The sequence below is a fragment of the Francisella halioticida genome (assembly GCF_002211785.1).
GTDB classification, from domain to species: domain Bacteria; phylum Pseudomonadota; class Gammaproteobacteria; order Francisellales; family Francisellaceae; genus Francisella; species Francisella halioticida.
The window spans coordinates 1,717,652-1,744,171 of sequence record NZ_CP022132.1; the positions used below are offsets into that span (position 1 = coordinate 1,717,652).

Genomic DNA, 26,520 nt, shown 5'->3' on the forward strand with positions numbered 1-26,520 from the left:
CATTGACCACAGCAAACAATCCTTATACAAAAAACTAAGAAACTACAGAACCTTTATTTAGTTTATAGATTCTATCATACCCCTCAATAGTCGACAATCTATGGGATATTGTTATTATTGTTATATCTTTTAAATTCTTAATAACTTCTGTGATTTCTTTTTCTGTTTCATTATCTAAAGCAGATGTTGCTTCATCCATCACTAATATATCAGGTCTTTGGTACAAAGCTCTTGCGATCCCCAGTCTTTGTCGCTGTCCACCTGACAATCTAATACCATTCTCTCCAACAAAGGTATGCATTCCTTGTGATAATTCTTTAACAAATTCTTCTAACTGAGCCATTTTCAAACACTTCCAGACTAAGTCATCATCAATATCACAGTCGTCTACAGCAAAAGCAATATTCTCTCTAACTGAGCAGTCATATAATATAATTTGTTGAGGTATATATGCAAACAACTTTTGAAAAGATAATTTTTCTTTTTTTGTTCTCAAAATCTTACCATCAAGAACAACTTGTCCACTTTGTGGCTCATAAAAACCTAATATTAAATCAACAAGAGTACTTTTCCCCGCTCCTGATGAGCCAACAAATGCTGTTTTTAGACCTTTCTTTATCTCAACATTCACATTATTTAGTGCTTTTGTTCCATTGGAGTATGAATAGAAGATTTTTTTTAACATTATACTACGAGTAAAGCTTGCTTTTTTTACTTCTATTGAGTTCACATCATCTAATACTTTATCACAGTAGTTAAATAATTCCTTATGAATAGTTACTAATGCTTGTTTTGAATATTTAATGTTCGTCAAAGAGGCCATTATCCTATTTAATGCTGGTAATAACTGAGCAGATGCAACTCCAAACACTGACAACAAAACAAATAAATCAACTGTTGATACTCCTGAATATATAAAAACAACTAACATTACAAGAACCATAGAAATTGATACTACCTCTATAAACATTCTTGGTATTTGTTGATAAAAGTTATTAAATACAGTTGCATTTTTAAGTTGATAAGATCCATGGTTAAAAGCATTTATAAATACACTTTCTTTTTGATACAATTTAACCTCTTTTATGCCATTTAAACTATTCAGTGTTATCTTATTCATCTCTTCCCAAGTACTAGACCTTAACAAACCAAATTTAGCATTTTTTTTTCTAATATAAAACACAAAAGACAATACAAATACCGCTAATGAGGTAATAATTACACCACTAAATACGATACTTAAAGAAAATAAAGCAATAACTATAAAAAAAGTTGAAAAAATATCTGTTATTAACACACCCAAAGGATTAACAATACCAGTTGAAAACTGAGAAGTTTCGACACTTATATTCCTTATCAAAGCAGGAGTGCTACGATTCAGATGATGAGAGTAATCCATCAAAATATATTTTCTAAATAATTTATTCTGAACATTCATTGTTATGCTATTCAAAAATCTAACTTGATAACATAGAAGTATAGCAGCAATCAAGTTTTTAACCCAAAAAGCAACTATCAAGCCCAAGGCTAAGCATAAAACTATAAAATGATAACTATATCCGTTTAGAAAAGAGTAATTTTGTAACCTATCTGGCTCTAGCAAGACTGAAATGAATGGAATAACAGCACCTATACCAAAAATAGATGATATCGAACCCACAAATAAAAGAATAATATATACAGCAAATAATTTCCTTTGCCTAGCATTCAACACACCTAAAAAAAGCTTAAATATCTCTAACATTCCATTTCCAAAAAGTCTTTAACCTTAATAAACTCATAATCACCGATAATCTTATTTAGCAACAAATTATCTGAACATGACCTAACTATTTTAAGATCAACATTTTCAACAACCTCGATCAACTGCTTATTATTTTCACCGAGCATATCTAATATTTCACCCAAAGACGTAGCTATTCCAGTTCCAACATTTAAAATAGGTAACCCTCTAGTTTTTATAATTTTTTCATAAATATTCACAACATCATCAATATGGATAAAGTCCCTAATAGAGTCAGGATTTATAATTTTTAATCCTCTAGTCTTGTACTTAATACTCTTTCTAATTTTTGATATTATTGAAAAATAATCTTCTCCACCATACATATTAAATAATCTAATAATAGTATAATCTACATCATTCTCCATACAAAACTGTTTAATTAAAAATTCATTAGTTCTTTTCGATGAAGTATACAGATTCTCAACCTTTATTTCTGAATACTCTGAAGCTTTCATATTATTGCCATATAAGGCACAAGTGCTAGTATAAATAATTTTTTCAATTTTTATACTCAGATTCTTTATTATGTCTAATACTATTGCAGTACAAAGTATAGAACGCTCAATGTAATTTTCTAGGTCACTTAATTCACCTAACTGATTTGAAGCCTGAAAGTTATTAAAAACCAAAACTATCTTCTCATTTAGAAATGGATACCACAGTTCTTTTCTACTAGCTAAAATTTCTCTGCTAGATAAATTTACTACTTCATCGATGGAATCCATTAACTTACTTGATAAATTACCACTACCTATAATTATTTTTTTCATTTAACTCCTCTAAGGCAGCTAAGATGCTCTTCAACAACAATTTTTCTATCAAATTCTTTTTGTATTTTTTTTCTACCGTTAAGACCCATATTTTTTCTCTGCTCACTCGACATTTTCATAATTTTCTCAATAGCTTTTTGAAGAGAATCTACGCTTTTAGGCTCAAAAGTTAAGCCATTAACTCCATCATCGATTACTTCTCTGCATCCAGATATATTAGAAGCAAGAAGAGGTCTACCAACAGCTGCTGCTTCCATAAGTGTAACCGACAGACCTTCATGGTATGACGGTAAGACTAAAATATGATTTTCTTTAATAACCTCATATACGCTTGAACAAAACCCTTCATACGTAACATTCTCGACATGGCCAACGTTCTCTAAGAAAATATCTATATTTTCATCTTTAGGACCATAGATTTTTAGTGAAGTGTTAAAGTAGCTTTCTTGGATAAGACTAAAAGCATCCAAAAGCTCATAAACTCCCTTCTCCTTCATTATTCTTCCTATAAAAACAAACTTAAGTCCACTATCTTCGCTTGGATATGAACCATACTCAAACTCATCTAAATTAATCCCACATCCAGGCAAAACAATAGATTTATCTTTCTTGATAAGTTTTTTTCTTTCAAATAGCGCCATGTTTGAACTATTCTCAAAAAAAACATTCTTTGCTGAGCTAAATGAAACCTTATAAAACAAGCTAATTAATTTCGTCAGTAAATTATTATTATGAAAAACTGTTCCTAAACCAGTAACCCATGGGAAAAATTTTTTTCTAAAAAAGAGATTAACCAAACCCACATAGAGATTAGGTTTTATTGTTGCAGTAAAAATATAATCTGGATTTTCTTTTTTTATAATTTTATAATATGTAAGCAGTAATTTTAAATCTGCAAGAAGATTTTTACCTCTACGATCAATATCTAATGGAATAAATTCAATCCCATATTCATCACAATAGTTTTTAGCTTTTTCTGAAAGTGGCGTTACTAAAGAAACTTCACAATTTTTACTAACGAAAGCCTGCACCACTTCTTTTCTAAAACGAAATATTACAATATCAAAATCATTAGCTATGAATAATACTTTATTTTTCATAAACTAAATTCCCAAAAATCTTATTTATAAAACTAATTTTCTTAGCCATTATTCTAATAATTGGATTAAAGAATTTAGTTAGATAAGTTCTTTTACCCAACTGTTTTGCTCTATACTCATTAATGAACTCAGATGTACAGAAATACTTATTATCCTGCAAAATAAAAACACCATATTTTTGTTTTTCTAATATGTCTTTTAGCTCATGAATCAGTTTATCAATATGCAAAACACTTCTTTGATTCATTATATTAGGAAAAATTAGAGCATATTTTGCTAGTTTAACTAACTTTGAATAATTCCCTTTTGAACCATCTCCATATATCATTGGAGGTCTTATAATACATATTTTAAATTCTTCAGATTGCAAAGTTTCTAGCTTTATTTCAGCTTGTAACTTACTATCGCCATAAAAATCATCTGGATTTGGCTTTGTATTTTTTGTTATCACTTTCTGCTGACCTATAGGCGCGCTATCACCATAAACAATAATACTACTCATGAACACAAATTGCTTAACTCCTTCTTTTTTAGCTTTTTGAGCTATATCAAAAGTTAAGTCAGTATTTACCTTATAATATAAGTCTTTCAAGGATGGATCTTTGGACGTATGAGCAATACCAGCCACATGCAATATGGAGTCGTACCTTGAAAAATCCAAATCTTGCCACCTATCATCTCTCAAAGAGACTTTATCAATTATGAAATTATCCTTACAAAATTCTACAAAAGAATTACCTACATAACTGTTTAACCCTGTTACCAAAACTCTTTTTTTCATTCTTGACCTTTTTTCTTATCTAATGATCCCGTTCCGCCCTCAATAATACCCTTTTTAGCAAAAACTGAAAAAACTGTTAAAAAAATACATTTCATATCAAGTCGAATACTTCTATTTTTTACGTAATCTCCATCTAATTTTGCTTTAGTAAGTATTGGTAACTCATCGCGGCCATTTATTTGCGCCCAACCAGTTAATCCTACTGGAACATTATTCGCATCATACTTATCACGCTCTGCTATTAAATCATTTTGGTTCCATAATGCTGGCCTTGGACCTACTATACTCATGTCACCTTTTAAGATATTTATAATTTGTGGTAACTCATCCAAAGATGTTTTGCGGAGAAAACTACCTACTTTAGTTATACATTTTGAAGAGTCCAGAAGTAAATGAGTTGGCATATCTTTTGGAGTATCTACATACATAGTACGAAACTTATATATATAGAAAAACTTTTTATTCTTCCCAAATCTTTTTTGCTTAAATAAAACAGGACCTTTTGAATCTAGTTTTATAAAAAAAATCAATAAAATAAAGATAGGACTTAGTAATATAAATCCAACAAGAGATAAAAACAAATCCATAAACTTTTTTATAACATCGTAAAACATTTTCTACTACCTATTCAAATTGTGGTTAAATTCAGGAACTATATGCTTTAAAAGTTTAATTTGTTGATACTTATCATTAATAAAAAGTCTATCTAAATCTTGCTTTAGAACATCAATATTATAAAATGTTTTTTTACCTATAAATATATCTTTATATTCAGTACGAATGTCACTTTCATCAATAAGAAGTTCTTCATAAAGTTTCTCACCAGGTCTAAGGCCTGTAATTTTTATTTCGATATCTTCCATACCTGATAATCTTTTAAACTGCTTAGCAAGATCAATTATCTTAACTGGCTTACCCATATCTAACACAAAAGTTTCAGAATTTTTTGCTATTGCTCCAGCTTGTAACACTAACTCACAAGCCTCTGGAATAAGCATAAAATATCTGGTGATTTCTGAATGAGTAACAGTAAGAGGGCCACCATTTTTAAGCTGTTCTTCAAATTTTGGAATCACGCTACCACTACTACCTAAAACATTTCCAAAACGAACTGCTGCTAATTTAGTATTTTTAGGATTAACATTTTGTAAATACAACTCACAAACACGTTTTGTGGTACCCATAACATTAGTTGGCCTAACAGCTTTATCTGTAGAAATAAGTATAAAAGATTCAACATTAGCCTCAATAGCTAAATCAATAGTGTTTTTAGTGCCTAAAATGTTATTTTTTATAGCTTTCGATATATTTTCTTCAACTAAAGGTACATGTTTATATGCCGCTGCATGAAACACAATATTTGGAGAATAATCATCAAAAGCTTCTTGTAATGACCTAATATCACAAACTGAGCATAAAACATTTTTTACATTATAAAAAGAACACTCTTCAGAGGTCTTATATAAATTAAACTCACAATGATCAAGCAAAATTATTTGCTTAGCCTCATATTTAATACATTGTCTAGCAATTTCAGAACCAATACTACCTCCAGCCCCAGTAATGAGAACTTTTTTTCCTTTAATAAAATGCAAAATAGATTTTTTATCTAAGCTTTTTGAATCTCTTGAAAGTAAGTCATATAATGATACAGGCTTAAGTTGCGACATAAAACTTTCATCTTGAAGAACATCTTCAAAAGATGGCATTATTTTAATTTCTTTAAATTCCTTCTCAAATTCTTTGTATATCTTTTTGATAATTGAGTTAGCTTCTTTAGGTAAAGCTATAACTAAAAGATCAAATTCTGTAGACAATAACTTTTTGTGTAATTTAGGTTTAGATAAAACTTTTTTACCATCAATACTCCTCTTCTGCAAAGTAATATCATCATCAACAAAATATTTGACTCTATACTCTGTAGCTCCAAGTTCATAAGCTATCTTTGTACCAGCAACTCCTGCACCATATATAACAGCTGTTCTAGTCTTATCTATAGAGCTCCAATTTGTAACATACCAATAAAGATAAACACTCAAATTTATTAAAAACACATAAAATAAAAACTCCGAAAACAATAGAGCAAACCTTATATCTCCATAAAAAATGGATGCAACGATAAGAAAAACAAGAACATTGACAAAAACTTTACGTAGAAAAGTCTTTTGCGTCGACTTTCGCCAACTTGCCATATAATCTCTTAATAGTAAAAAAGAAGCTAAGCATCTAAGAAAAATAACAAAAAACAAAAAATACAAATCAACTGGCTTTTTAAAAATATAAAAAGTCCAGCTAACTGTCACTACAGTCAAGCCTATTATGATAATAAAATTCAGACATCTTTTGTCAAAAAGTAACTTCATTAAGTTTAAAACAACTCCATACTAATTATCTGATTATATCAAAACAGCATTAACTTAACTATATAACATTAATGAAAGCCTGTATTTTTTTATACGAAATTGATTGTATAGTTTTTATATTCTGTAGATAGAAAGATATCCATAATTCATTGATTAAAAACTTTATTTTTATGATTTCCTGAGAGTTTCTATTAATATGATTAACTTTAATTTTTTTCTCTAATTTTTTTCTAAGCTCATTAACTTCAATCTGGCACCCTCTATCTCTTTGCAAATTAAACCTCGCTTTTTCCAACCTATTTTCTAACGCTTGAATATAATATTTATACCTCTGTAAATAGGTTACTGGTTGAGATAAATAATCATCACTAAAAAGTTCATCTAACTCACTTTGGGCATCTGTGAAAAGTTGAATAAAGTTAAATGGTATTTTTTTAATATTAAGTTTTTTCTCAAGCTGAACTTTATATTTAGATATTTCGGATACAATAGCTTCAACTTTAGACTTATTTAACTCAAAATGCTTTAATCCATTACTATAAAAGCTTTCAAAGTTATTTTTTGTATAAGGTAACTCAACATTATCAAAAAAGCTTAAATCTATAGCCTTATCTACAATATCATCTTTTGAATTATCTAGTTTTAATGACATTGACAAACTAGCTAAATCATTATTTTTAACCCTTTTTGATAAGTGATTTTGTAAGCGCAATCTAATCAGCTTCTTCAATGCTTTTTGCATGCAGTCTTGAGCTTCTTCAAATGTTGCTTTATAGGAAACCCTTACACCACTTTCATACTCATCAAGACAGTTATATACTTTTACACTTATACCATACTCTTTTATTTGGCTTGTTTGCGCAAAATCACCAAACTCCCAATCATAATAGATCTTGTCATCTATCACTATTTTCGGCTTTTGTACTAGATCTTTAAGTTTTTGCTTTAGAATGTGCAAATCCTTATCTATAGCTAATATTTTTCCTTTCTCATCAACTACTTTGATATTTAGAATTAAATGCCTTTCTAACTCTTCATCTTGCCAGACAGTTTCATCAACTATAGAACCAACTATTCTTATAATATGTTTTGCAATAACTGACTTTAATGGTTCATACCTATCTAAATCAAAATCTATTGACTCAAATATAGCTTGAGCATAAGTTGGCACTGGCACACAATTTTTACGGATATTTTTTGGTAGAGATCTTAACAACCCGACAATCTTATCATATAAAAAACCATACACGCCCCACTCTAATACATTAGGGTTTATATCATTTAGAAAAACAACTGGTACAATAACTGTTGCGCCATCTCGCTCATCAAGTGGATCAAAATGATATTCTAACGGTAAATGCATTTCCCCAATAGCCAAGACATCTGGAAACTTTTGCTGTGTAACTTCTTTGGCATCATGTTGCATCAAATCGTCCAAATCAAAAATCAACTTATGTTGTTCATCCTTTGAGATAGTTTTTAACCACTTATCAAAAGTCACACCACTACAAACATTTCTTGGTATAAAACTATCATAATGTTGATACATCGCCTGCTCATCTACTAAAATATCTTTTCTGCGCGACTTATTTTCAAGATCTTCAACTTGATCTATTAATTTAAGATTTTGTTGATAAAAATATGCTTTAGATTCAAAGTCACCATTGACTAAAGCTTCCCGAATAAATATTTCTCTCGCCTCTTGTGGATTTATTCTTGAATATTGGACAGATCTTTTTGAAACGATTTCTAAACCATAAAGAGTAACTCTCTCATTTACTACCACAGACCTACGCTTTTTACTCCATATGGGTTCATCATAATGTTTCTTAACTAGATGTTTAGCCAAGTCTTCTAACCATTCAGGTTCAATTTTTGCAACATTACGTGCATAAGTTTTTGTTGTCTCAACAATCTCAGAAGATAATAACCACTTAGGTTTTTTCTTAAATTGTGACGACCCTGGAAATATAAAAAACTTAAGTCCTCTAGCACCAAAATACTCAGCATTCTCATAATTAAAGCCAATATTACTCAAAAAACCACTCGCTATAGCTTTATGGAAGTTTTCATAATTAACTATACCACTATCGTCATCCTGAACCTGTTTCAGGATCTCATCATTTTGACCTTTATACTTAGAGCTAACAGGCTCTAGATCAAGTTCAGAATGACAAATGCTTTGTTTCGACTGGTGATTACTATTAAGTTTCCAACCAAACCCATGAATGACCTCAACAATTTGCCTATAAATGTCATTCCATTCATTAAATCTAACTGGTGAAATAAAATTCTTTTTAAAATATTCTTTTTTTTCTCTATTTGAAAGTTCTCTTAAATCAATACTTAACCGATTAGCTAAATTCAAAATAGTAATAAAATCAGAAGACTTATTTTTATCTACAGAGTGTTTTTCATCAGCTTTTTGCTGAAAGTTTAAAGGCCTCTCACGTGGATCTTGGACGCTTAAAAAACTAACAATCGAAACAATTTCTTTAAGAGTATTTTGTCTATGTCCTTCAATAACTATTTTTGCCAATTTTGGATCTAATGGCATAATTGCCATTTTCATACCATCAGCTGTGATTTTTGCTTTTGAGTAATTAAGCTCTGAGATAGCTTGTAGCTCAAATAAAAGTCTAAAGCCATCTTTAATAAATCTTGGATCAGGTGAATCAATAAATGGAAACTCTTGAATACCCCCTAACCTTAAAAATAACATTTGTAAAATAACTGATGCCAAATTAGTACGTAAAATCTCAGGATCTGTATACTCTTTACAATTATTAAAATCCTCTTCACTATACAATCGTACACAAATACCAGCCGATAATCTTCCACAACGCCCAGCCCTTTGATTTGCACTAGCTTGCGATATTTTTTCTATTGGTAATCGTTGTACTTTGGTACGATAACTATATCTACTAACTCTAGCCAAACCAGAATCTATAACATATTTAATACGTGGGACAGTCAAAGATGTTTCAGCAACATTTGTCGCTAAAATAATTCTTTGTGTCGAACCTTCTGGATTAAAAATCTTATTTTGATCTTTATTTGATAATCTTGAGAATAAAGGCAAAACTTCAGTAAATCTGAGATCTTGTTTATTTAAATATGCTAGTGTTTCATGAATATCTCTTTCTGTTGGTAAGAATACTAAAACATCTCCTCTACCTAACTCATCAATTGCATATAAAATTCTCTCTTGCATTGAAAATGTATCAAAACCTTCGTCATTTTGATAACAAATCTCTACAGGATATGTTCTACCACTAATTGCAATTTCTTTAGCCTTTTGAAAATAACTTGTAATTTTTTGATGATCTATAGTAGCCGAAGTTATAATAACTTTTAAATCAGGCCTAAATGGTAAAATCTTTTTTATACACCCTAGAAGAAAATCAATATTTAAACTTCTCTCATGCGCCTCATCAATTATGATAACTTCATATTGAGATAAAAACCTATCATTCTTAATTTCAGATAGCAGCACACCATCAGTCATTACTTTTATCAAAGTGTTTTCAGATGTCTGGTCAGAGAAACGTATTTTGAAAGAAACCTTTGATTGATCACCTATTTCTGTAGCAACTCTATTTGCTATAGATCTAGCAGCTATTCTTCTTGGCTGAGTATGCCCTATCAAACCTCTTTTACCTAAACCTAAATCTAAGCAGATCTTAGGTAATTGTGTTGACTTACCTGATCCAGTTTCACCAGCAACGACTATTACTTGATTTTCTTGTATAAGTTTTTTTATATCATCTACTTTTTCTGCAACAGGTAGATTTGGATATGTTATTTTGGGCAATACTTTTTGATCAGTTTGTTTGGATAAATCTTCAAGCTCTTCGGCTAGAAGGTTAGAACATATGCTCTTTCTCCTTGACAAAAATATATATTTGCCACGTAAGTTTGTTGGTATATGATTTAATAAATTTGAAATTTGATTTTTAAAGTTAGGCATTTAAAAAAACAGTTAAATTATATAAATTAAATGTATTTTAACACCCTAGAATTAAAATATTAAAAAGATAAAGACTATATCTTAGCAAGAATTGAATTTAAAGTTTTACTTGGGCGCATCACATCACTTAATTTTGCTTTTTCTGGATAGTAATAACCACCAATATTAACTTTTTTACCTTGAACATTTGCTAGCTCTTTAACAATCTTATTTTCATTAACTGCTAATTCAGTATAGATTGGTTCAAATTTTGCTTTTAACTCAACATTAATTGTTTGCTCAGCCAAAGCTTTTACCCAATAAAAAGCTAAATAAAAATGGCTTCCTCTAGTATCAAGTTCACCAACTTTACGTTTTGGAGATTTATCATTATCTAGAAAATCTTGATTTGCTTGAGCCAAAGATTCTGCTAAAATTTTTATTTTAGCATCTCTAGTTTTAATAGCTAGATCTTCTAATGACGCACCCAAAGCGAGAAACTCTCCTAAAGAATCCCATCTTAGGTGATTTTCATCAATAAGCTGCTCAACATGCTTAGGAGCAGATCCACCAGCACCAGTTTCAAACAAACCCCCGCCAGCTAGAAGAGGCACTATTGAAAGCATTTTAGCACTTGTACCAAGCTCTAGAATTGGAAAAAGATCCGTCAAATAATCTCTTAAAACATTACCTGTAACAGAGATAGTGTCTTTACCTTCTTTTATTCTCTTTAATGAATACTTAGTTGCTTCAATCGGAGCTAAAATTTGAATATTTAAACCAGTAGTATCATGATGAGTTAAATATTCATTTACTTTAGCAATTAAATTTCTATCATGTGCCCTATTTGAATCTAACCAAAATATCGCTGGATTTTGAGTAATTTTAGCTCTATTTACTGCCAATTTCACCCAGTCTTTTACTGCAATATCTTTAGTCTGGCAAGCTCTCCAAATATCACCTTTTTCTACTTGATGCTCAAATATAACATTACCATCGGCATCAATAACTTCTACCTTACCATCAGCTTGAATTTCAAATGTTTTATCATGAGATCCATATTCTTCTGCCTTTTTAGCCATCAGACCTACATTTGAAACATCTCCCATAGTAGCAACATCAAAAGCTCCATTTTCTCTACAGAAATCGATAGTTGCAGCATATACTCCAGCATAGCACCTATCTGGAATCATGGCTTTCATATCTTGAAGCTTACCAGCTTTATTCCACATCTTACCAGATGAACGGATAGCTGCAGGCATAGAAGCATCAATAATCACATCACTTGGTACATTAAGGTTGGTAATTCCTTTATCAGAGTTAACCATCGCAATATCAGGTTGCTTAGCAAATACTTTTTCAATATCAACATTAATTCTATTCTGAACATCTTGAGGTAGTTGTTTTATTTTCTCAACTGCATCACCCCAACCATTACGAGAATTTACACCTAATTCTTTAAATTCTTTAGCATATTTTTTGAAAATATCTTCAAAAAAAGCTTCAACAGCATGACCAAATAGTATTGGATCAGAAACTTTCATCATAGTAGCTTTTAGATGAAGTGAAAGTAGAGTTCCTTCTTTTTTAGCCTTTGCAATTTCAAATTTATAAAACTCTCTTAAAGCTTTTACAGAAATTTTTGTAGCATCAAGAATTTCTTTTTCTTCTAGAGCAAGAGCATCTTTAAGAACTGTTTGAGCCCCTTTAAGACATGTATGTACTATTTTGACAGTAGTTGCTTTTGGCACAATATAAGATTTCTCGTTAGCATAGAAATCATTATCAGCCATGCTAGCTACATGTGATTTTGAATCTTTTGACCACTCACCCATTGAATGAGGATGTTTCTCAGCATATTTCTTAACAGCTTCAGCAACTCTACGATCAGAGTTCCCTTCTCTTAGTACAGGATTAACCGCACTACCCAAGATTTTTGCATAACGATTTTGGATCTCTTGTTCTTTATCATCTTTAGGCTCAAATGGATAATCAGGTATTTTATAACCTTTTAACTGAAGTTCTTTAATAGCTGCTGTTAATTGAGGTATTGAAGCACTAATATTAGGAAGCTTAATAATATTAGCATCTGGAGTTTTAGCTACCTCTCCTAATATAACTAGATCATCAGAACATTTTTGATTATTTGATAGATAATCACTAAAGTTAGCTAATATACGTGCTGCTAGTGATATATCCTTAGTTTCTAACTCAATATCAGCTATTTTTGTAAAACTCTCAACGATTGGCAAAAAAGACCCAGTAGCTAATGCTGGAGCTTCATCTGTGAATGTGTAAAATATTTTATGCATAAAAAATCTCCCTATAGATAGAATTTCATCTTTCAAATACTAGCACAAAACTAGTAGATATTTAATATTTCTGTAATTTTATCATTAGATCTTGCTATTACCGCAAAATCATTATGCTCAATTATTGGTCGCTCTAGAAGTCTAGGATTTTGTGCAACTATATCAATAAGCTGACTATCAGTAAGCTCTTTATCTTTGAAATTTTCCTTCCAAATAGCTTCTTTGGTGCGAATAATATCTTTTATAGAAAGTTTCAACTTCCTAAGCAAAGTCTCTAGATCATCTTGTGATAATGGATCATCTAAATATAAATGGATATCATAACTTATATTATTTTGAACTAGAATTTGCTTAGCTTGTCGAGACTTCGAACATTTTGGATTATAATAAATTTTCATAACAACACTGATACGCTATTACTTCATTAATACGCATAATTATAAATGAATTAAAAAAGAAATGATAAAAAGTTTCACCACACAATAAAAGGTATCAACAAGATATTAAAATAATTTAATAAATTATAAAGATAAATTTGTAAAAAAATTTGCTGGTAAGACAAAATATCTAATATAATGAATTCATAGATAAAATATTTTTATAACAAAATAAGCTAGTAGTTAAGATACAGGAGGCTAAATAGAGAGTTAAAAAATTCTAGTAAGTAGAATAGGAGATTCAAAATGCCTAAGCCATGGAAAGATAACTACCCTAAAGAAGTAAATCCTAATATAAGCATACCTAATGTTACTCTAAATCAAATGCTTGAACAAACAACTGAAAGTTTTTCCTCTAAAATTGCTCTTACTTGTCACGGTGAAAAGCTAAGTTTTAAAGAAGTAAACAACTACTCTGATCAATTCGCTGGATTTTTACAAAAAAAATGGAGCATCCAGAAAGGTGACCATATTGCAATCATGCTACCAAACTTATTGCAATTTCCTATTATTATTTTTGCACTGATAAAGTTAGGTTGTATTTTTATAAATATAAATCCTTTATATACAAGCAGAGAAGTAAAAGAAATACTTATAGACTCAAAAGCAAAAGCAATTATTGTCCTCTCATCACTAGCTCACAATGTTGAAGCTATCTCTGATGAGTGTGAAAACTTACAGTACAAAATTATTACTAATATTACTGATTTATATCCGTCTCCAAAAAAACAGTTCATTTCTTTTATAGCAAAATATATCAAAGGTATGAAAGATAAATACTCAAAAGATAAGTTTGATGCTTTTGATAATGCTATAAACTCTGAATATAAGCCTGATTACTCTAAGGTTGAAATCAATCCTGATGATATTACTGCTTTACAATATTCTAGTGGAACTACAGGAACGCCTAAGGGAACAATTTTACTACACAGAAACATTGTTTCTAATATATACCAAATAAAAGCATGGACAGAAGGTTTTTCAATAAAACTTAGTGAACAAACAGTTATAAATGCTTTGCCAATTTATCATATTTTTAGTCTTACTGGAAATCTGTTTCTTTTTTATTTTTCTGGGGCTTCCCAAGTTCTAATTCCAAATCCTAGAGACATAAAATCTCTAGTCAATGAAATGAGGAAAAATGATTTCTCTACTATTTTTGGTGTGAACACTCTTTATATCGCGCTACTAAATAATAAGAAATTTAAAAAAAGTAATTTTTCGAATTTTAAACTTTCTATAAGTGGTGGAATGTCAACTACTAAAGCTGTGGCAAATGAGTGGAAAAAAGTTACAGGGATAAATATTAAAGAAGGTTATGGATTATCTGAAATGTCTCATGTTGTTACTGTTAATTCATTAGAAGATGAACCATTCAATGGTACTGTAGGATTTGCTCTACCAAATACAGACATCAAAATTTATGGTGACAACGGTAAAGAGCTACCTCAAGGAAAGATCGGTGAAATATGGGTTACAGGCCCACAAAAATCCCCTGGATTCTGGAGTTTACCAGATATAAACAAAGAACATTTCACTGATGATGGTTGGCTTAAAACTGGCGATATGGGCTACTTAGATGAACTCGGCCGTTTAGTAATATCAGGAAGAATAAAACATATGATTATTGTCTCTGGTTTTAATGTCTTTCCTAAAGAAGTCGAGCTTGTACTTATTGAAAAAGATGAAATAGAAGATGCTGCTGTTATTAAAGGACACTCTAAGAAAACTGGTGAAATACCAGTAGCTTTTGTAGTTCTGAAACATGATAAAAAAATAACCAAAAAACAAATATTCAGATATTGTGAGAGTAATCTAGCTCATTATAAACTCCCAAGAGAAATAATTTTCATAGATAGACTACCTAAAAATACTGTTGGAAAAATAGATGTAAACGCTTTACAAAAAGAGTATGCTGAGAAACATGAGTAATGATTAATTCATCCGTTGCTTAAGGAGCTAAAATGTTCAATAAGATTTATAGACTAGCAAATAAATCAACACCTAAAATTTCAAAAACTGAGCAAACTGCCCTTAACGCAGGTGATAATTGGTTTGAACAAGATTTATTCCAGGGTAAACCAGATTTTAACAAATTACATAGCCTTAAAAAATTTGAACTTTCAACTGAGGAAAAATCTTTTTTAAATAATGAAAATACTAAGCTTTGTAGCTTAATTGATGATTGGAAAATTAACTATGAAGATAAAGATCTAACAATAGAAGCATGGAATTTTATCCGCAAAAAAGGTTTTTTAGGTCTAGTAATCGATAAAAAATATGGCGGCAAAGGTTTTTCTGCAGCTGCTCACTCAGAAATAGTAATGAAGTTAGCCACAAAAAGTGTCACTGCAGCAATCACTGTAATGGTTCCAAACTCTTTAGGTCCAGGTGAACTTTTAGTTCATTATGGTACAGATCACCAAAAAGACTACTATTTACCGCGACTAGCTTCTGGAGATGAAATACCTTGTTTTGCACTTACAGGACCCACAGCAGGATCTGATGCAACCTCATTACCAGATATAGGGGTTGTATGTTATAAAAAATACAATGGTAAAAAAACTTTAGGTATTAAACTAAAAAATATTAATAAGCGCTATATTACCTTAGCTCCGATTGCAACATTGGTTGGTTTAGCATTTCAACTACAAGATCCTGATGAATTATTAAATGGTATTGGCTCAGAAGGTATAACATGCGCTCTGCTTCCTCACGACCATAAAGGATTAGAAATAGGTAAACGAGGTCTGCCTTTAGCTCAAGCATTTATGAATGGATATATAAAAGCTAAAGATATTTTTATACCTATCGACTGGGTAATAGGTGGACAAGATATGGCTGGAGAGGGCTGGAGGATGTTAGTTGAGTGTCTATCTATAGGTAGAGCAATATCACTACCAGCATGTGGTACAGCAAACGCCTTAATGTCTACAGTTATTACCTCAGCATATGCAAATGTACGTGAGCAATTTAAAGTCCCTATTGCTCAGTTTGAAGGTGTCCAAGAAAAACTAGCTCAAATAGCAGGACTTGCATACATAGCTAATGCAACTCGCCAATTTACAGTGGCTGCTGTAGATAGTGGTATTCGCCCTTCTGTTGCTTCAGCTATTGCAAAATATCACCTAACAGAGATGGGGCGTACTACGATTAATAACTCTATGGATATCCATGGCGGACGGGCGATTATCATGGGGCCAAATAATTATCTTGCTATTCCATACATGGCTACACCAATAGGGATTACTGTTGAAGGTGCAAATATTATGACACGTAATCTAATGATATTTGGTCAAGGAGCTATGAAATGTCACCCTTATATCCATAAAGAAATAGAAAGCTTAATGAATAATGATGAAAAAAAATTTACTAGTAACTTTAAGAGCCATTTTAAATATATGGCTCTTAATGGTTCCCGTACTTTATGGTATGGTCTAAGTGGTGGCTTTACAGCACCGAGCTATAATTCAAAATTCAAACGCTATTACAAATATATATTCCATATGAGTTCAGCATATTCTTATGTTAATGATATATCAGTTACAGTTCTAGGTGCTGGTATAAAACGTAAAGAAAGGTTATCTGCTAGACTTGGAGATATTATGAGCTATTTATACATGGCTTCTGCAGTCCTAAAATACTATAAAGATGCTGGTGAACCAATAAATGATGATATTTTTGTTGACTGGAGTATCCAACATTGTTTATACCAAGCTCAACAAGCAATGCTAGATCTATTTAGAAACTTTCCAAATAGATTATTTGGTACAAAAATGAAACTTTTTGTATTTCCATATGGTAAAAAATTTCGAAGACCTTCAGATAAGCTAGAGGCTCAAATATGCAAAGCTTTAAGTACTAACAATGAAACTCGAAAATCTATGAAAGCCCACTGTTATGTACCAAACAATGACAATGATCCAACAGGAAGAGTCGAAAATGCCTACTTAGCCTCTTTAGAAACCACTAATATTAAGAAAAAAATCATTGATGCAATTAAAGCTGAAAAACTACCTAAAACTAATTGGTCAAATTGTATTGATGAAGCTTTAAAAGGTAGAATCATCTCAGAAGAAGAAGCTTCCAATGTCGAAGGTATGTTAACTAAGGTTAATAATATCATACAGACAGATGAATTTGATGACTACGCACTGGGTCCTAAAAATGCTCATCCTGAATGGCAAACTTAGGGAGAAATCTAAACAACAATTACTCTGTTAAATGTTTATACAAAAAAATCGATAAGGATATCGACCTCAAGGAGGAGAAATGACTGAGTTAGAGAAAAAATTTGAAGAAATGCTTGTAGCTGTTCGTGATGCAACTATTGATTTCAAGCCAGATAATAGCCAAAAGCTAAAATTATATGCTTTCTACAAGCAAGTCAAAGAAGGAGATAATAATACAAAAAAACCTTCTGCATTAAAAATGGTTGAGCGAGCTAAGTGGGTGGCTTGGGATACTATCAAAGGTATGTCAAAAGAGAATGCTATGCGCGAGTATCTAAAAGTTTTTGGCAATGAATATCTTCCAGATGGTGAAAGCAATAGTTTGGGGCCAAATGTTGCAAAAAAATTAGAACCTGTAAATCATGAATCACAACGTCAAGCTATTGATAAAATAGCAGTTTTGGGTGCTGGAACAATGGGCGCTCAAATTGCAGCTCATTTTGCAAATGCTAGATTTCCTGTTATCCTTTTTGATCTAAAATCAAAAGATGGTAAACCTAATGCAATCATAGAAAGCTCATTAGAAAAACTTTTAAAACTAAACCCTGCTCCTCTCGGCTCAAAAAATTCTATCAAATATATCACTCCTGCCAACTACGAAGATAATCTTGAATTACTTGAAGACTGTGATCTAGTTATCGAAGCTGTAGCTGAACGCTTAGATATCAAAGAAAGTCTATATACAAAAATTGCTGATCATTTAAAAGAAAGTGCTATATTAGCCTCAAATACATCAGGGTTAAGTATCACAGCACTTACTGAAGTTTTACCTAAAAACTTGAAAGTTAACTTCTGTGGTGTACATTTTTTTAATCCACCCCGATATATGCCTCTGGTTGAGCTAATTCCTCATATAAGCACTAATACAGAGATATTAGATAAGCTAGAAACATTCCTAGTAGAAAAACTTGGTAAAAGTATTATTAGAGCTAAAGATACTCCAAACTTCATTGCTAATCGCTTAGGTGTATTTTCAATGCTTATAACTTGTTACTATACTGAAAAAATGAATATTCCTCTAGAAATAGTTGATGAGCTTACAGGTAAAAAATTAGGACGTGCAAAAAGTGCTACCTATAGAACTGCTGACCTAGTTGGACTAGATGTGCTATCACATGTAGTAGAAACAATGAAAGATAATCTCAAAGATGGTTGGCAAAATTTATATAAGACCCCTAGCTGGGTTAAAAATCTTATTGATGATGGCTCTCTTGGGCAAAAGACTAGAAAAGGATTATATATAAAAGAATCTGATGGTATTAAAGTGCTTGATTTAGATACTAAAGAATATCGACCGTCTAATAAAAAATCTGATAAAGAAGTTCTAGAGATATTATCTGAAAAAAATTGGGGTAAAAAGCTTGAAGGACTGCGTAATAGTGATAACATCCAAGCTCAATTTATCTGGGCAACATTTAGAGAGATGTTCCTATATACCGCTCATCTTGTTGGAGATATCTCAAACTTCCCTAAAGATATGGATTTAGCAATTCGTTGGGGGTTCGGCTGGAAACAAGGAATCTTTGAAATCTGGCAATTAGCCGGTTGGCACAAAGTAGCTAAATGGTTAGAAAAAGACATCAGTGCAGGTAGAGCTTTATCAGAAAACAAACTACCTGACTGGGTAGATGATTTAGATATTGGTGTCTATCAAAATAAAAAAGAGTTTAGCTTTAATGATAAAGAACTTATATCTCGCAAGAAATTAAACGTTTATGATAGACAGCTTTTCGCAGATACTGTTATTGAACATACCAGCGAAATTGCTACTGAAACACTATATGAAAATGATGGTGTCAAACTATGGCAAGTAGATGATTATAAAGGTATTGGTATTTTATCATTCAAAAGTAAAATGTGCTCAATTGGCGATGATGTGTTAGATGGTATCTCCGAAGCTATAGATCATGCAGAAGAAAATCTAGATGCTATAGTTATATGGCAACAACAAGATATCTTCTCAGTAGGTGCCAACCTAGAAGAGTTTGGTATTAAATTCACTATGAATGGTGAAGCTGCAATTGAAGAAGTCATTCGCAAAGGTCATCAAATAATTACCCAAAAACTTCGTTATAGCAAGATACCTGTAGTTGCGGCTGTAAAAGGATTTGCTTTTGGCGGCGGTTGTGAAACTATCTTACATAGTGATGCTACCGTTGCAGCGCATGAAAGCTATATTGGACTGGTTGAGGCAGGTGTAGGAATCATACCTGGTTGGGGTGGTTCAAAAGAAATGGCTCTACGAGCTTCTAAAGCTCAAGATCCATGGAAAGATTTTGAAAAACGCTATAAAAATCTAGCTTTAGCACAAGTTGCAAAAAGTGGCTATGAGGCAAAAGAAATGGGCTTCTTACGCGAAAGCGATATAATCGTCATGAATAACAAAGAAGTACTTAGTGTTGCTCTTAGAAAGGCTCAACTACTAGCATTTAGTCAATACCAACCCCCTCTTAAACAAAAAATCAAAGTTTTCGGAGAAACAGGTATCGCAACTATTAAAGCTTTACTTATAAATATGCTAGATGGCAATCAAATATCTGAACATGATTATAAAATAGCTGTAAATCTTGCTAATACTATGTGTGGTGGAGAAATTGAAAAAGATACTGAAGTGTCAGAAGATTGGCTACTTGAAAGAGAACTGGCAAACTTTACTGAACTTGCAGTATCAGAGAAAACAGAAGCTAGAATGAAATACATGCTAGAAACGGGCAAACCGCTAAGAAACTAAAGGAGTACTGTAATGAGTGAAAATGTATATATAGTCGCTGCAAAACGCTCTGCTGTTACAAAAGGTAAAAAAGGTGGTTTTGCAAAAAAACGTCCTGATGAGTTACTAGCAGATGTATTAAAAAAGACTGTTTTAGAATCTAATATTAATCCTAATAATATAGAAGATATAGTTGTCGGTTGCGCTATGCCAGAAGCTGAGCAAGGATTAAATGTTGCTAGAATATCATCACTTTTAGCTGGCTTACCAAATACTGTACCAGCTTTCACAATTAATCGTTACTGTAGCTCCGGCTTACAATCAATTGCTATTGCAGTAAATGAGATTGCTCAAGGCAATATGGATGTAGTTATTGGTGCTGGTATAGAAAGCATGAGTATGATCCCATTTGGTGGTAATAAAATGTCTTTTAGCAGAGAAATTTTTGAAAAAGATGAAAATATTGCTATAGCTTATGGTATGGGTATCACTGCAGAAAATGTTGCTAATGATTGGAACATATCACGTCAAGATCAAGATGTTTTTGCTCTTAATAGTCATAAAAAAGCTGTTAATGCTATTGAAAATGATTACTTTAAAGCTGAAATACTGCCTATTGATGTTGACCATCGTAGACCAGATGAAGAAAATGAAAAGATCATCAATCATAAAAAAACTATAACTACTGATGAAGGTGCACGTAAAAATACTTCTCTTGAAGCTCTAGCTAAACTAAAACCAGCTTTTGCAAACGGCGGTTCTGTCACAGCTGGTAATAGTTCTCAAGTATCTGACGGAGCTGCTGCTGTAATCCTAGTTAGTGAAAAATATCTCAAAAAACATAACTTAAATCCTCTAGGTAAATTTTTAGGTTTTGCTGTAGCTGGTGTTGATCCTCGTATTATGGGTATAGGTCCAATTGCAGCTATCCCTAAAGTACTAAAACAAACAAATTTAACTATTCATGATATTGATTGGATTGAATTAAATGAGGCCTTTGCTGCCCAATCATTGGCTGTGATCAATGATCTTAATCTTGACTTAGAAAAAATTAATCCATGTGGTGGAGCAATTGCTCTAGGCCACCCGCTTGGAGCTACTGGGACAATACTTACTGTTAAAGCCCTTCATGGACTTAGACGTACTGGTAAGAAATATGCTATGATTACAATGTGTATTGGTACAGGAATGGGAGCCGCTGGAATTGTTGAAGCTTGCTAAAAATTGTTATGACCTCCCATAGCAATAAATATTTTTTAAGCTAAACTACAAACTTATAAGAAAATAATAGATTTAAAAAGCTGTTGATTTAATCTGTAATCATTCCCGCGTAGGTGGAAATCTCTCAAATAGTCAAGAGATCCCAGTGTCAAGGATGACGATGATTTTATATGATACTCTCTCACTTACGTGAATTTAGTTGGAGAATGATTATGTCAATAATCTTTAAAATATATTTATGTAATTGAATAGGTATAGAGAATAATAAATTTAAATAACCACAAACCAATTGATTTTCCTTGTGATTTTACTTGTTTTAGTAACACAAAAAGAAACCCTCTAGGGATCAAACTTCCGCTTTATCATATTGGTGAGCATATGTATACTAAGTTCAAATGTTTACCTAACCATGTTGGTTGGGACAATGTTATTCATGGTGGAATTATTGCTTTAATATGTGACGACATTCTTGGTAAACATGTTTTGAGTGTTAGCAAATCATTTTGTATGACTCGTAATCTAAATATTAGATATTTGAAGCCAACTTACAGCAAAGTTTCTCATATTTTTAAAACTAGTATTATTAGAAAGGGTCGCACAACAGTTTGGATAAAAGTTGATATTTATAACGAAAAAGGTGATCTATGTGCTTATGCAGATGCTGACTTTGCACTTCTAGAAGAACATCATGCAAAACAAAAAGATATAGCTAGTTATGATTTAAAAGATCTAACCGCACACCTAAAATAACTTTCCTAAAGAAGCTCTTTATTTGTCATCTCTGGTAAAAATTTATAAACCACTACTATAAATACAACTATACAAACTCCCATAAAATATAGTATAGGCGCATAGCCATAATCATTAATAAGATCTAAAAAGCTAGAAATAAACATACTCTCAATTAATGCTTTTGAGACAAGAGCTATTGATATTCCCATTGCCCTTATCTGTACAGGTAAAACTTCTGATAAAACCAGCCAAATACAAACACCTGGACCAACAGCTCCACCGAACACAACAATCACAAGCATAAACAGCGCCATATTATCATAATTACCTGTTATAAATAGAACTGTCGCAAATATTGATAGGAAAGCTATAATTAATCCACCTATAATAAGTTTTCTTCTACCAATGACATCAACTAAGAATAATCCAACTGCAGTAGCTATTAAATTAACTAAAGTCATAGCAGAGCCATAATAAGTTGGATCACAGCCATGACAGTTAGTAAGCTGACCAAAAATAGTTGGCCCATAACTGATAAATACATTTATACCAACAAATCCATTTAAGACAGCCATCAGACTAATTAATGCTATAGAAAGATAATATTTTTGCTTAATCACAATCTTTATAAACTCGATAAATCCTATTTTACTTTTTTCCTTAAGAGACAGTTGAATCTTTAAATCTAGCTGCTCACCTATAGTTAGTGCCTGATTATTTCTACCTTTTAAAACAAGCCATGATGGTGAAAATGGTGCTAAGAGACTAACTACAAATAAAGCTACTGAAAATGGAATAGCACAAGCAAAAATAAACCTCCAGCCAAAATCATTAACAAATAAGCTAGCAAATAAATTAGCTAAAAATATTCCTGAAACTAATGATAACTAGAATATTGCCATAGCCCTACCTCTAAATCTTGCAAGACTAGTTTCAGAAATATAAACAGGGACTACTGTTAGCAAAAAACCTACCGAAACGCCTTGTAAAAGTCTTGATAACATAAGAGTAACAAAGGTATTTGAAAGCATCATTAATACTATAGATATAGTAAATAGAAATGATCCAAAGGCAATAACATTTTTTCTACTCAAAAAATCCATTAATGGACCAGATATTAATTTTGATAATAAAGCTCCAAAGAAGACTATTCCTGCTATCTCAGATAATTGACTAAAGTTTAACAATAACTCATCTTTAATAACTGGCAATGTTCCCGATATAACACCTATATCAAAACCTGAACAAATTCCTGTAAGAATAATTAAACTAATCACTAATCTTTGATATTTTGTTGTTAGCATTACTAATCCTCAATACTTATAAACACTACACCTCACATCTTTTGAGATATCTTAATTTTAGAATAGCATGTATTTATAATAAATAGATATATAAAAAATACTAGCTGACAAACTGTTAACAGTACAAAAATTAAATTTATGAGAAAGTTTAAGAAATTATTATAATAAATATAAGATATTAAGATTTTAAAGCCTTATAGATTACATCTTTAGCTTCTAAACGTTGTTTTTTAAGGCTTTCTAATTCAGAATCTTGAAAATTGCCAGTGCTTTCAAGGTTAAATATTTTTTTATCTAACTCTTCATAATGCTTCATTTGCTTACTAATATGGTGATCTTTTTTAATATTATGAATTTGATCTTTAAGTTCAGGGAACTCTTTTACTAATGGATGATGTTCTAACATTATTATTTCCTTAATTTTATTAGCGTGTTAACTATATCATTTATATAACTATAAAATCAATCTTTTATTAAATATTACGAATTTGTTCTAAACTTTGTTCAAAAAGTACTTTTCCATCTTCATAATATGTTTTTAGCTGACTTTGAGGATGATACTCCCCAAAAGCATAATTTTCATCTAATTTAATTGTCTTATAGTCATCATTTTCATCTTTTATAAGATCAAGACGACCTTCCTTTGATTTTTTAGATAAATCAGTAACAGGCTCTTTTTTTACGCCAAAAATAGTCTCTGATCTTCTAATAGCAGAACATTTAATAGCAAACTTAAAACTATCTCTATTAATTGATGATTCATAATTACCTTGCAGCAATGCCCCTCCCATGCCAAAAGCAATATTTTCAGCTGAGAAACCATTTTTTTTCATAGCATTTAAGATATTTTTAGCTAAACTAATACTCACACCATCACTTTGAATTAGGGCAATCTTTTCTAAAACCTTATAGCCTTTAGAGTTAGTTATACTTCCATATGCTTTTTCAAGTTCTTTTAATGCATAGACAATATTATCTACTGCATCACCAGAATCTAGGCGAATAACTAAGTTAGCTTTTTTTGCTTTAACCTTATCCTTTAAATCAACCCAAGTTTGAATAGCTTTTTTAAAGTCCCAACTATCTGAAACACAAGCATATAAAACGCTACTATCACCGAATTGTTCTATCATATTATCAAAAGCTTGTCGCTCACATTCTGAGCCAACACCCCAACTAGTTATTGTTGAGTGCTCACTTGCTGGAATTGAAAAGCCCGCAATATCTTCATTATAATATCTTTTACAAAAACGAAGTGTTGCTAAAGTATCTGTTCCTAAGAAGTTGGTTAAATGAGCAGCTCCTCCAATTCCAGCAGACTCTTCTGAAGAAACTCCTCTATAACCAAAGTCATGTAACATAAAGCTAAGCTTATCGAGGCTATCTGCTGTTTCTAGAAGATATTCTTTTATAACTTCCTTAATATTAAAACTAATTGTTGCTACAGTTGTTGGGTACCATACTTTTAAGAGCAATGTCTCTAACATCCCTGGTAACCAAGGTAACTCTGGGTCTGTACTTTCAATAGTCATTAAAACGTTTTGCAATGGAATCAAACTACCCTCAACAACGGCTCTTATTCTGACTGGCAAGAAGCCATTATGTTTTTCTACTATTCTCTCAAATCCAGATCTATAAAATGTCAAACCATGAGCTTCTATAATGCTTCCAGCTTCATCTATCATTTGATATGTTAATGGTTTAGAGAGGTATTCTTTTATGTAGTACTGTAAGCCAAAAAATCGCGTACAAGTCCCAAGATTAGGATTTGCTGCACCACGACTTTCTAGATAGAAATGTAGATAATTAGTATCATTCGGATATTGAAAAGGATGAGAATGCTTATAACTATCTGTCATCAAAAGAATATTATTATCACAATTCATTAGGATGATAAATTTATAAAAGACTTAATAAATACAATATTAACAGAAGTTTTATATATAAACTATTTTTGTGGAAGGTTTTTTACACTACTCTCAATCAATTTTAGCAGTTTTGCCATATAATTTAGAGATATTTTAGTTTTGTCAATTAAAGGATTATACTCAGCAACTTCAAAACACACTAAACTATGGAAATTAATTTTTTCAATAGTCTTATAAAATACTTGAGGATCTATACCATCCTCTACAGGTGTCCCTACAGCATCAAGATTAGTCGGATCTAAGCCATCTAGATCAAAACTAATACCAACATTACCTTCCGTAACTCGCTCCAAACGCTCAAACTCTTGTAAAAATAATTCTTCAAAATTTTTATCTGTTAAGTCTGACTGATAATAAACTTTAACACCTAGCTTTTCTAAAAGCTCTTTTTCAGGCTTCTCATAAGAACGAATTCCAAAAAACACTATGTTTTCTGGCTTTAACTTAGGGTTTTTATTAAGAATACTTGTTAACTCATCATAACCATAACCTAAAAGATGAGCAACTGGCATACCGTGAATATTACCAGTATCAGAAGTTTCAGGTCTATGACTATCCATATGAGCATCTATCCAGATTAGTCCCAAATCTTTCTTCTGATCTTTCAAATAGTCGTAAACTCCGCTCCATGTCGCAATTGCACATGAATGATCACCACCGAGAGCTAAAGGAAATTTACCTTCATTAAGTGTGTTTGATACTTTCTGAGCAATATTACTGAAATACTTACTCATAGTTTCTATCTCTACCCTGCCACCAACATAATTATAAATCTGAGCATCTATTCTTCTATCTTTAAGCTCATTTAAAAGAGTATAAGGAGCTCTACCACATCCTATTTCTCTACCAGCATTACCAATACCGATACCAATAGCTTCTACTTTCTTCATAAAAA

Annotated in this window: 17 protein-coding genes and 1 pseudogene; 5 read left to right on the forward strand and 13 right to left on the reverse strand. The window is 31.5% G+C overall.

What is annotated here, in order from left to right:
• Positions 1–34: 34 nt before the first annotated feature.
• The 9 genes from CDV26_RS09150 to CDV26_RS09190 form a co-directional block, all read right to left on the reverse strand.
• Positions 35–1,744 (reverse strand): ABC transporter ATP-binding protein, encoded by a 1,710-nt coding sequence (locus CDV26_RS09150; protein ID WP_088773013.1) that lies wholly within the window; start codon positions 1,742–1,744, stop codon positions 35–37.
• Positions 1,738–2,556 (reverse strand): NAD-dependent epimerase/dehydratase family protein, encoded by an 819-nt coding sequence (locus tag CDV26_RS09155; RefSeq protein ID WP_088773014.1) that lies wholly within the window; start codon positions 2,554–2,556, stop codon positions 1,738–1,740. The genes CDV26_RS09150 and CDV26_RS09155 overlap by 7 nt, the downstream gene beginning before the upstream one ends.
• On the reverse strand, positions 2,553–3,656 hold the full coding sequence (locus tag CDV26_RS09160) for a glycosyltransferase family 4 protein (protein ID WP_088773015.1): 1,104 nt from the start codon (positions 3,654–3,656) through the stop codon (positions 2,553–2,555). The genes CDV26_RS09155 and CDV26_RS09160 overlap by 4 nt, the downstream gene beginning before the upstream one ends.
• Positions 3,646–4,437, reverse strand: coding sequence for an NAD-dependent epimerase/dehydratase family protein (locus tag CDV26_RS09165; protein ID WP_088773016.1), 792 nt, complete (start codon positions 4,435–4,437; stop codon positions 3,646–3,648). The genes CDV26_RS09160 and CDV26_RS09165 overlap by 11 nt, the downstream gene beginning before the upstream one ends.
• Positions 4,434–5,051, reverse strand: coding sequence for a sugar transferase (locus CDV26_RS09170; protein ID WP_088773017.1), 618 nt, complete (start codon positions 5,049–5,051; stop codon positions 4,434–4,436). The genes CDV26_RS09165 and CDV26_RS09170 overlap by 4 nt, the downstream gene beginning before the upstream one ends.
• Positions 5,052–5,057: 6 nt before the next feature.
• The gene (locus CDV26_RS09175) at positions 5,058–6,800 is read right to left on the reverse strand and encodes a polysaccharide biosynthesis protein (protein WP_088773018.1); all 1,743 of its coding nucleotides are present in this window, start codon (positions 6,798–6,800) and stop codon (positions 5,058–5,060) included.
• A gap of 58 nt (positions 6,801–6,858) precedes the next feature.
• On the reverse strand, positions 6,859–10,770 hold the full coding sequence (gene hrpA, locus CDV26_RS09180; RefSeq protein WP_088773019.1) for an ATP-dependent RNA helicase HrpA: 3,912 nt from the start codon (positions 10,768–10,770) through the stop codon (positions 6,859–6,861).
• Positions 10,771–10,844: 74 nt separating this feature from the next.
• On the reverse strand, positions 10,845–13,061 hold the full coding sequence (locus CDV26_RS09185; RefSeq protein ID WP_088773020.1) for an NADP-dependent isocitrate dehydrogenase: 2,217 nt from the start codon (positions 13,059–13,061) through the stop codon (positions 10,845–10,847).
• Positions 13,062–13,111: 50 nt separating this feature from the next.
• Positions 13,112–13,459 carry an arsenate reductase family protein gene (locus CDV26_RS09190; protein ID WP_088773021.1) on the reverse strand — a complete coding sequence of 116 codons (348 nt, stop codon included), beginning with the start codon at positions 13,457–13,459 and terminating at the stop codon, positions 13,112–13,114.
• 285 nt (positions 13,460–13,744) lie between these two features.
• Here CDV26_RS09190 and CDV26_RS09195 point away from each other — a divergent pair, with 285 nt between their 5' ends.
• From CDV26_RS09195 to CDV26_RS09215, 5 genes are all read left to right on the forward strand, one after another.
• Positions 13,745–15,430 carry a long-chain-fatty-acid--CoA ligase gene (locus CDV26_RS09195; protein ID WP_088773022.1) on the forward strand — a complete coding sequence of 562 codons (1,686 nt, stop codon included), beginning with the start codon at positions 13,745–13,747 and terminating at the stop codon, positions 15,428–15,430.
• Positions 15,431–15,462: 32 nt separating this feature from the next.
• Positions 15,463–17,691 carry an acyl-CoA dehydrogenase gene (locus CDV26_RS09200; RefSeq protein ID WP_088773023.1) on the forward strand — a complete coding sequence of 743 codons (2,229 nt, stop codon included), beginning with the start codon at positions 15,463–15,465 and terminating at the stop codon, positions 17,689–17,691.
• Between the two features lie 79 nt (positions 17,692–17,770).
• Positions 17,771–20,461: an acyl-CoA-binding protein gene (locus CDV26_RS09205; RefSeq protein WP_088773024.1), complete on the forward strand. Its 2,691-nt coding sequence runs from the start codon at positions 17,771–17,773 to the stop codon at positions 20,459–20,461.
• 12 nt (positions 20,462–20,473) lie between these two features.
• Positions 20,474–21,661, forward strand: a complete 1,188-nt coding sequence (locus CDV26_RS09210) for an acetyl-CoA C-acyltransferase (protein ID WP_088773025.1) — start codon at positions 20,474–20,476, stop codon at positions 21,659–21,661.
• Positions 21,662–21,922: 261 nt separating this feature from the next.
• Positions 21,923–22,411 (forward strand): PaaI family thioesterase, encoded by a 489-nt coding sequence (locus CDV26_RS09215; protein WP_088773026.1) that lies wholly within the window; start codon positions 21,923–21,925, stop codon positions 22,409–22,411.
• Positions 22,412–22,416: 5 nt separating this feature from the next.
• On the opposite strand, the pseudogene CDV26_RS09220 reads toward CDV26_RS09215, so the two are convergent.
• The 4 genes and pseudogenes from CDV26_RS09220 to CDV26_RS09235 form a co-directional block, all read right to left on the reverse strand.
• Positions 22,417–23,697: pseudogene (locus CDV26_RS09220) on the reverse strand (MFS transporter).
• A 178-nt stretch (positions 23,698–23,875) separates the two neighbouring features.
• Positions 23,876–24,103 carry an HP1242/YdcH family protein gene (locus CDV26_RS09225; protein ID WP_088773027.1) on the reverse strand — a complete coding sequence of 76 codons (228 nt, stop codon included), beginning with the start codon at positions 24,101–24,103 and terminating at the stop codon, positions 23,876–23,878.
• Positions 24,104–24,170: 67 nt separating this feature from the next.
• Positions 24,171–25,583, reverse strand: coding sequence for a nicotinate phosphoribosyltransferase (locus CDV26_RS09230; RefSeq protein ID WP_088773028.1), 1,413 nt, complete (start codon positions 25,581–25,583; stop codon positions 24,171–24,173).
• Positions 25,584–25,645: 62 nt separating this feature from the next.
• Positions 25,646–26,515 carry an arginase gene (locus CDV26_RS09235; RefSeq protein ID WP_088773029.1) on the reverse strand — a complete coding sequence of 290 codons (870 nt, stop codon included), beginning with the start codon at positions 26,513–26,515 and terminating at the stop codon, positions 25,646–25,648.
• Between the last annotated feature and the right edge of the window lie 5 nt (positions 26,516–26,520).

Excerpts from the sequence above, each read along its gene's own strand:
- CDV26_RS09150 (WP_088773013.1), bottom strand. The coding sequence starts at position 1,744 with ATGTTAGAGATATTTAAGCTTTTTTTAGGTGTGTTGAATGCTAGGCAA.
- CDV26_RS09155 (WP_088773014.1), bottom strand. The coding sequence starts at position 2,556 with ATGAAAAAAATAATTATAGGTAGTGGTAATTTATCAAGTAAGTTAATG.
- CDV26_RS09160 (WP_088773015.1), bottom strand. The coding sequence starts at position 3,656 with ATGAAAAATAAAGTATTATTCATAGCTAATGATTTTGATATTGTAATA.
- CDV26_RS09165 (WP_088773016.1), bottom strand. The coding sequence starts at position 4,437 with ATGAAAAAAAGAGTTTTGGTAACAGGGTTAAACAGTTATGTAGGTAAT.
- CDV26_RS09170 (WP_088773017.1), bottom strand. The coding sequence starts at position 5,051 with ATGTTTTACGATGTTATAAAAAAGTTTATGGATTTGTTTTTATCTCTT.
- CDV26_RS09175 (WP_088773018.1), bottom strand. The coding sequence starts at position 6,800 with ATGAAGTTACTTTTTGACAAAAGATGTCTGAATTTTATTATCATAATA.
- hrpA (WP_088773019.1), bottom strand. The coding sequence starts at position 10,770 with ATGCCTAACTTTAAAAATCAAATTTCAAATTTATTAAATCATATACCA.
- CDV26_RS09185 (WP_088773020.1), bottom strand. The coding sequence starts at position 13,061 with ATGCATAAAATATTTTACACATTCACAGATGAAGCTCCAGCATTAGCT.
- CDV26_RS09190 (WP_088773021.1), bottom strand. The coding sequence starts at position 13,459 with ATGAAAATTTATTATAATCCAAAATGTTCGAAGTCTCGACAAGCTAAG.
- CDV26_RS09195 (WP_088773022.1), top strand. The coding sequence starts at position 13,745 with ATGCCTAAGCCATGGAAAGATAACTACCCTAAAGAAGTAAATCCTAAT.
- CDV26_RS09200 (WP_088773023.1), top strand. The coding sequence starts at position 15,463 with ATGTTCAATAAGATTTATAGACTAGCAAATAAATCAACACCTAAAATT.
- CDV26_RS09205 (WP_088773024.1), top strand. The coding sequence starts at position 17,771 with ATGACTGAGTTAGAGAAAAAATTTGAAGAAATGCTTGTAGCTGTTCGT.
- CDV26_RS09210 (WP_088773025.1), top strand. The coding sequence starts at position 20,474 with ATGAGTGAAAATGTATATATAGTCGCTGCAAAACGCTCTGCTGTTACA.
- CDV26_RS09225 (WP_088773027.1), bottom strand. The coding sequence starts at position 24,103 with ATGTTAGAACATCATCCATTAGTAAAAGAGTTCCCTGAACTTAAAGAT.
- CDV26_RS09230 (WP_088773028.1), bottom strand. The coding sequence starts at position 25,583 with ATGAATTGTGATAATAATATTCTTTTGATGACAGATAGTTATAAGCAT.
- CDV26_RS09235 (WP_088773029.1), bottom strand. The coding sequence starts at position 26,515 with ATGAAGAAAGTAGAAGCTATTGGTATCGGTATTGGTAATGCTGGTAGA.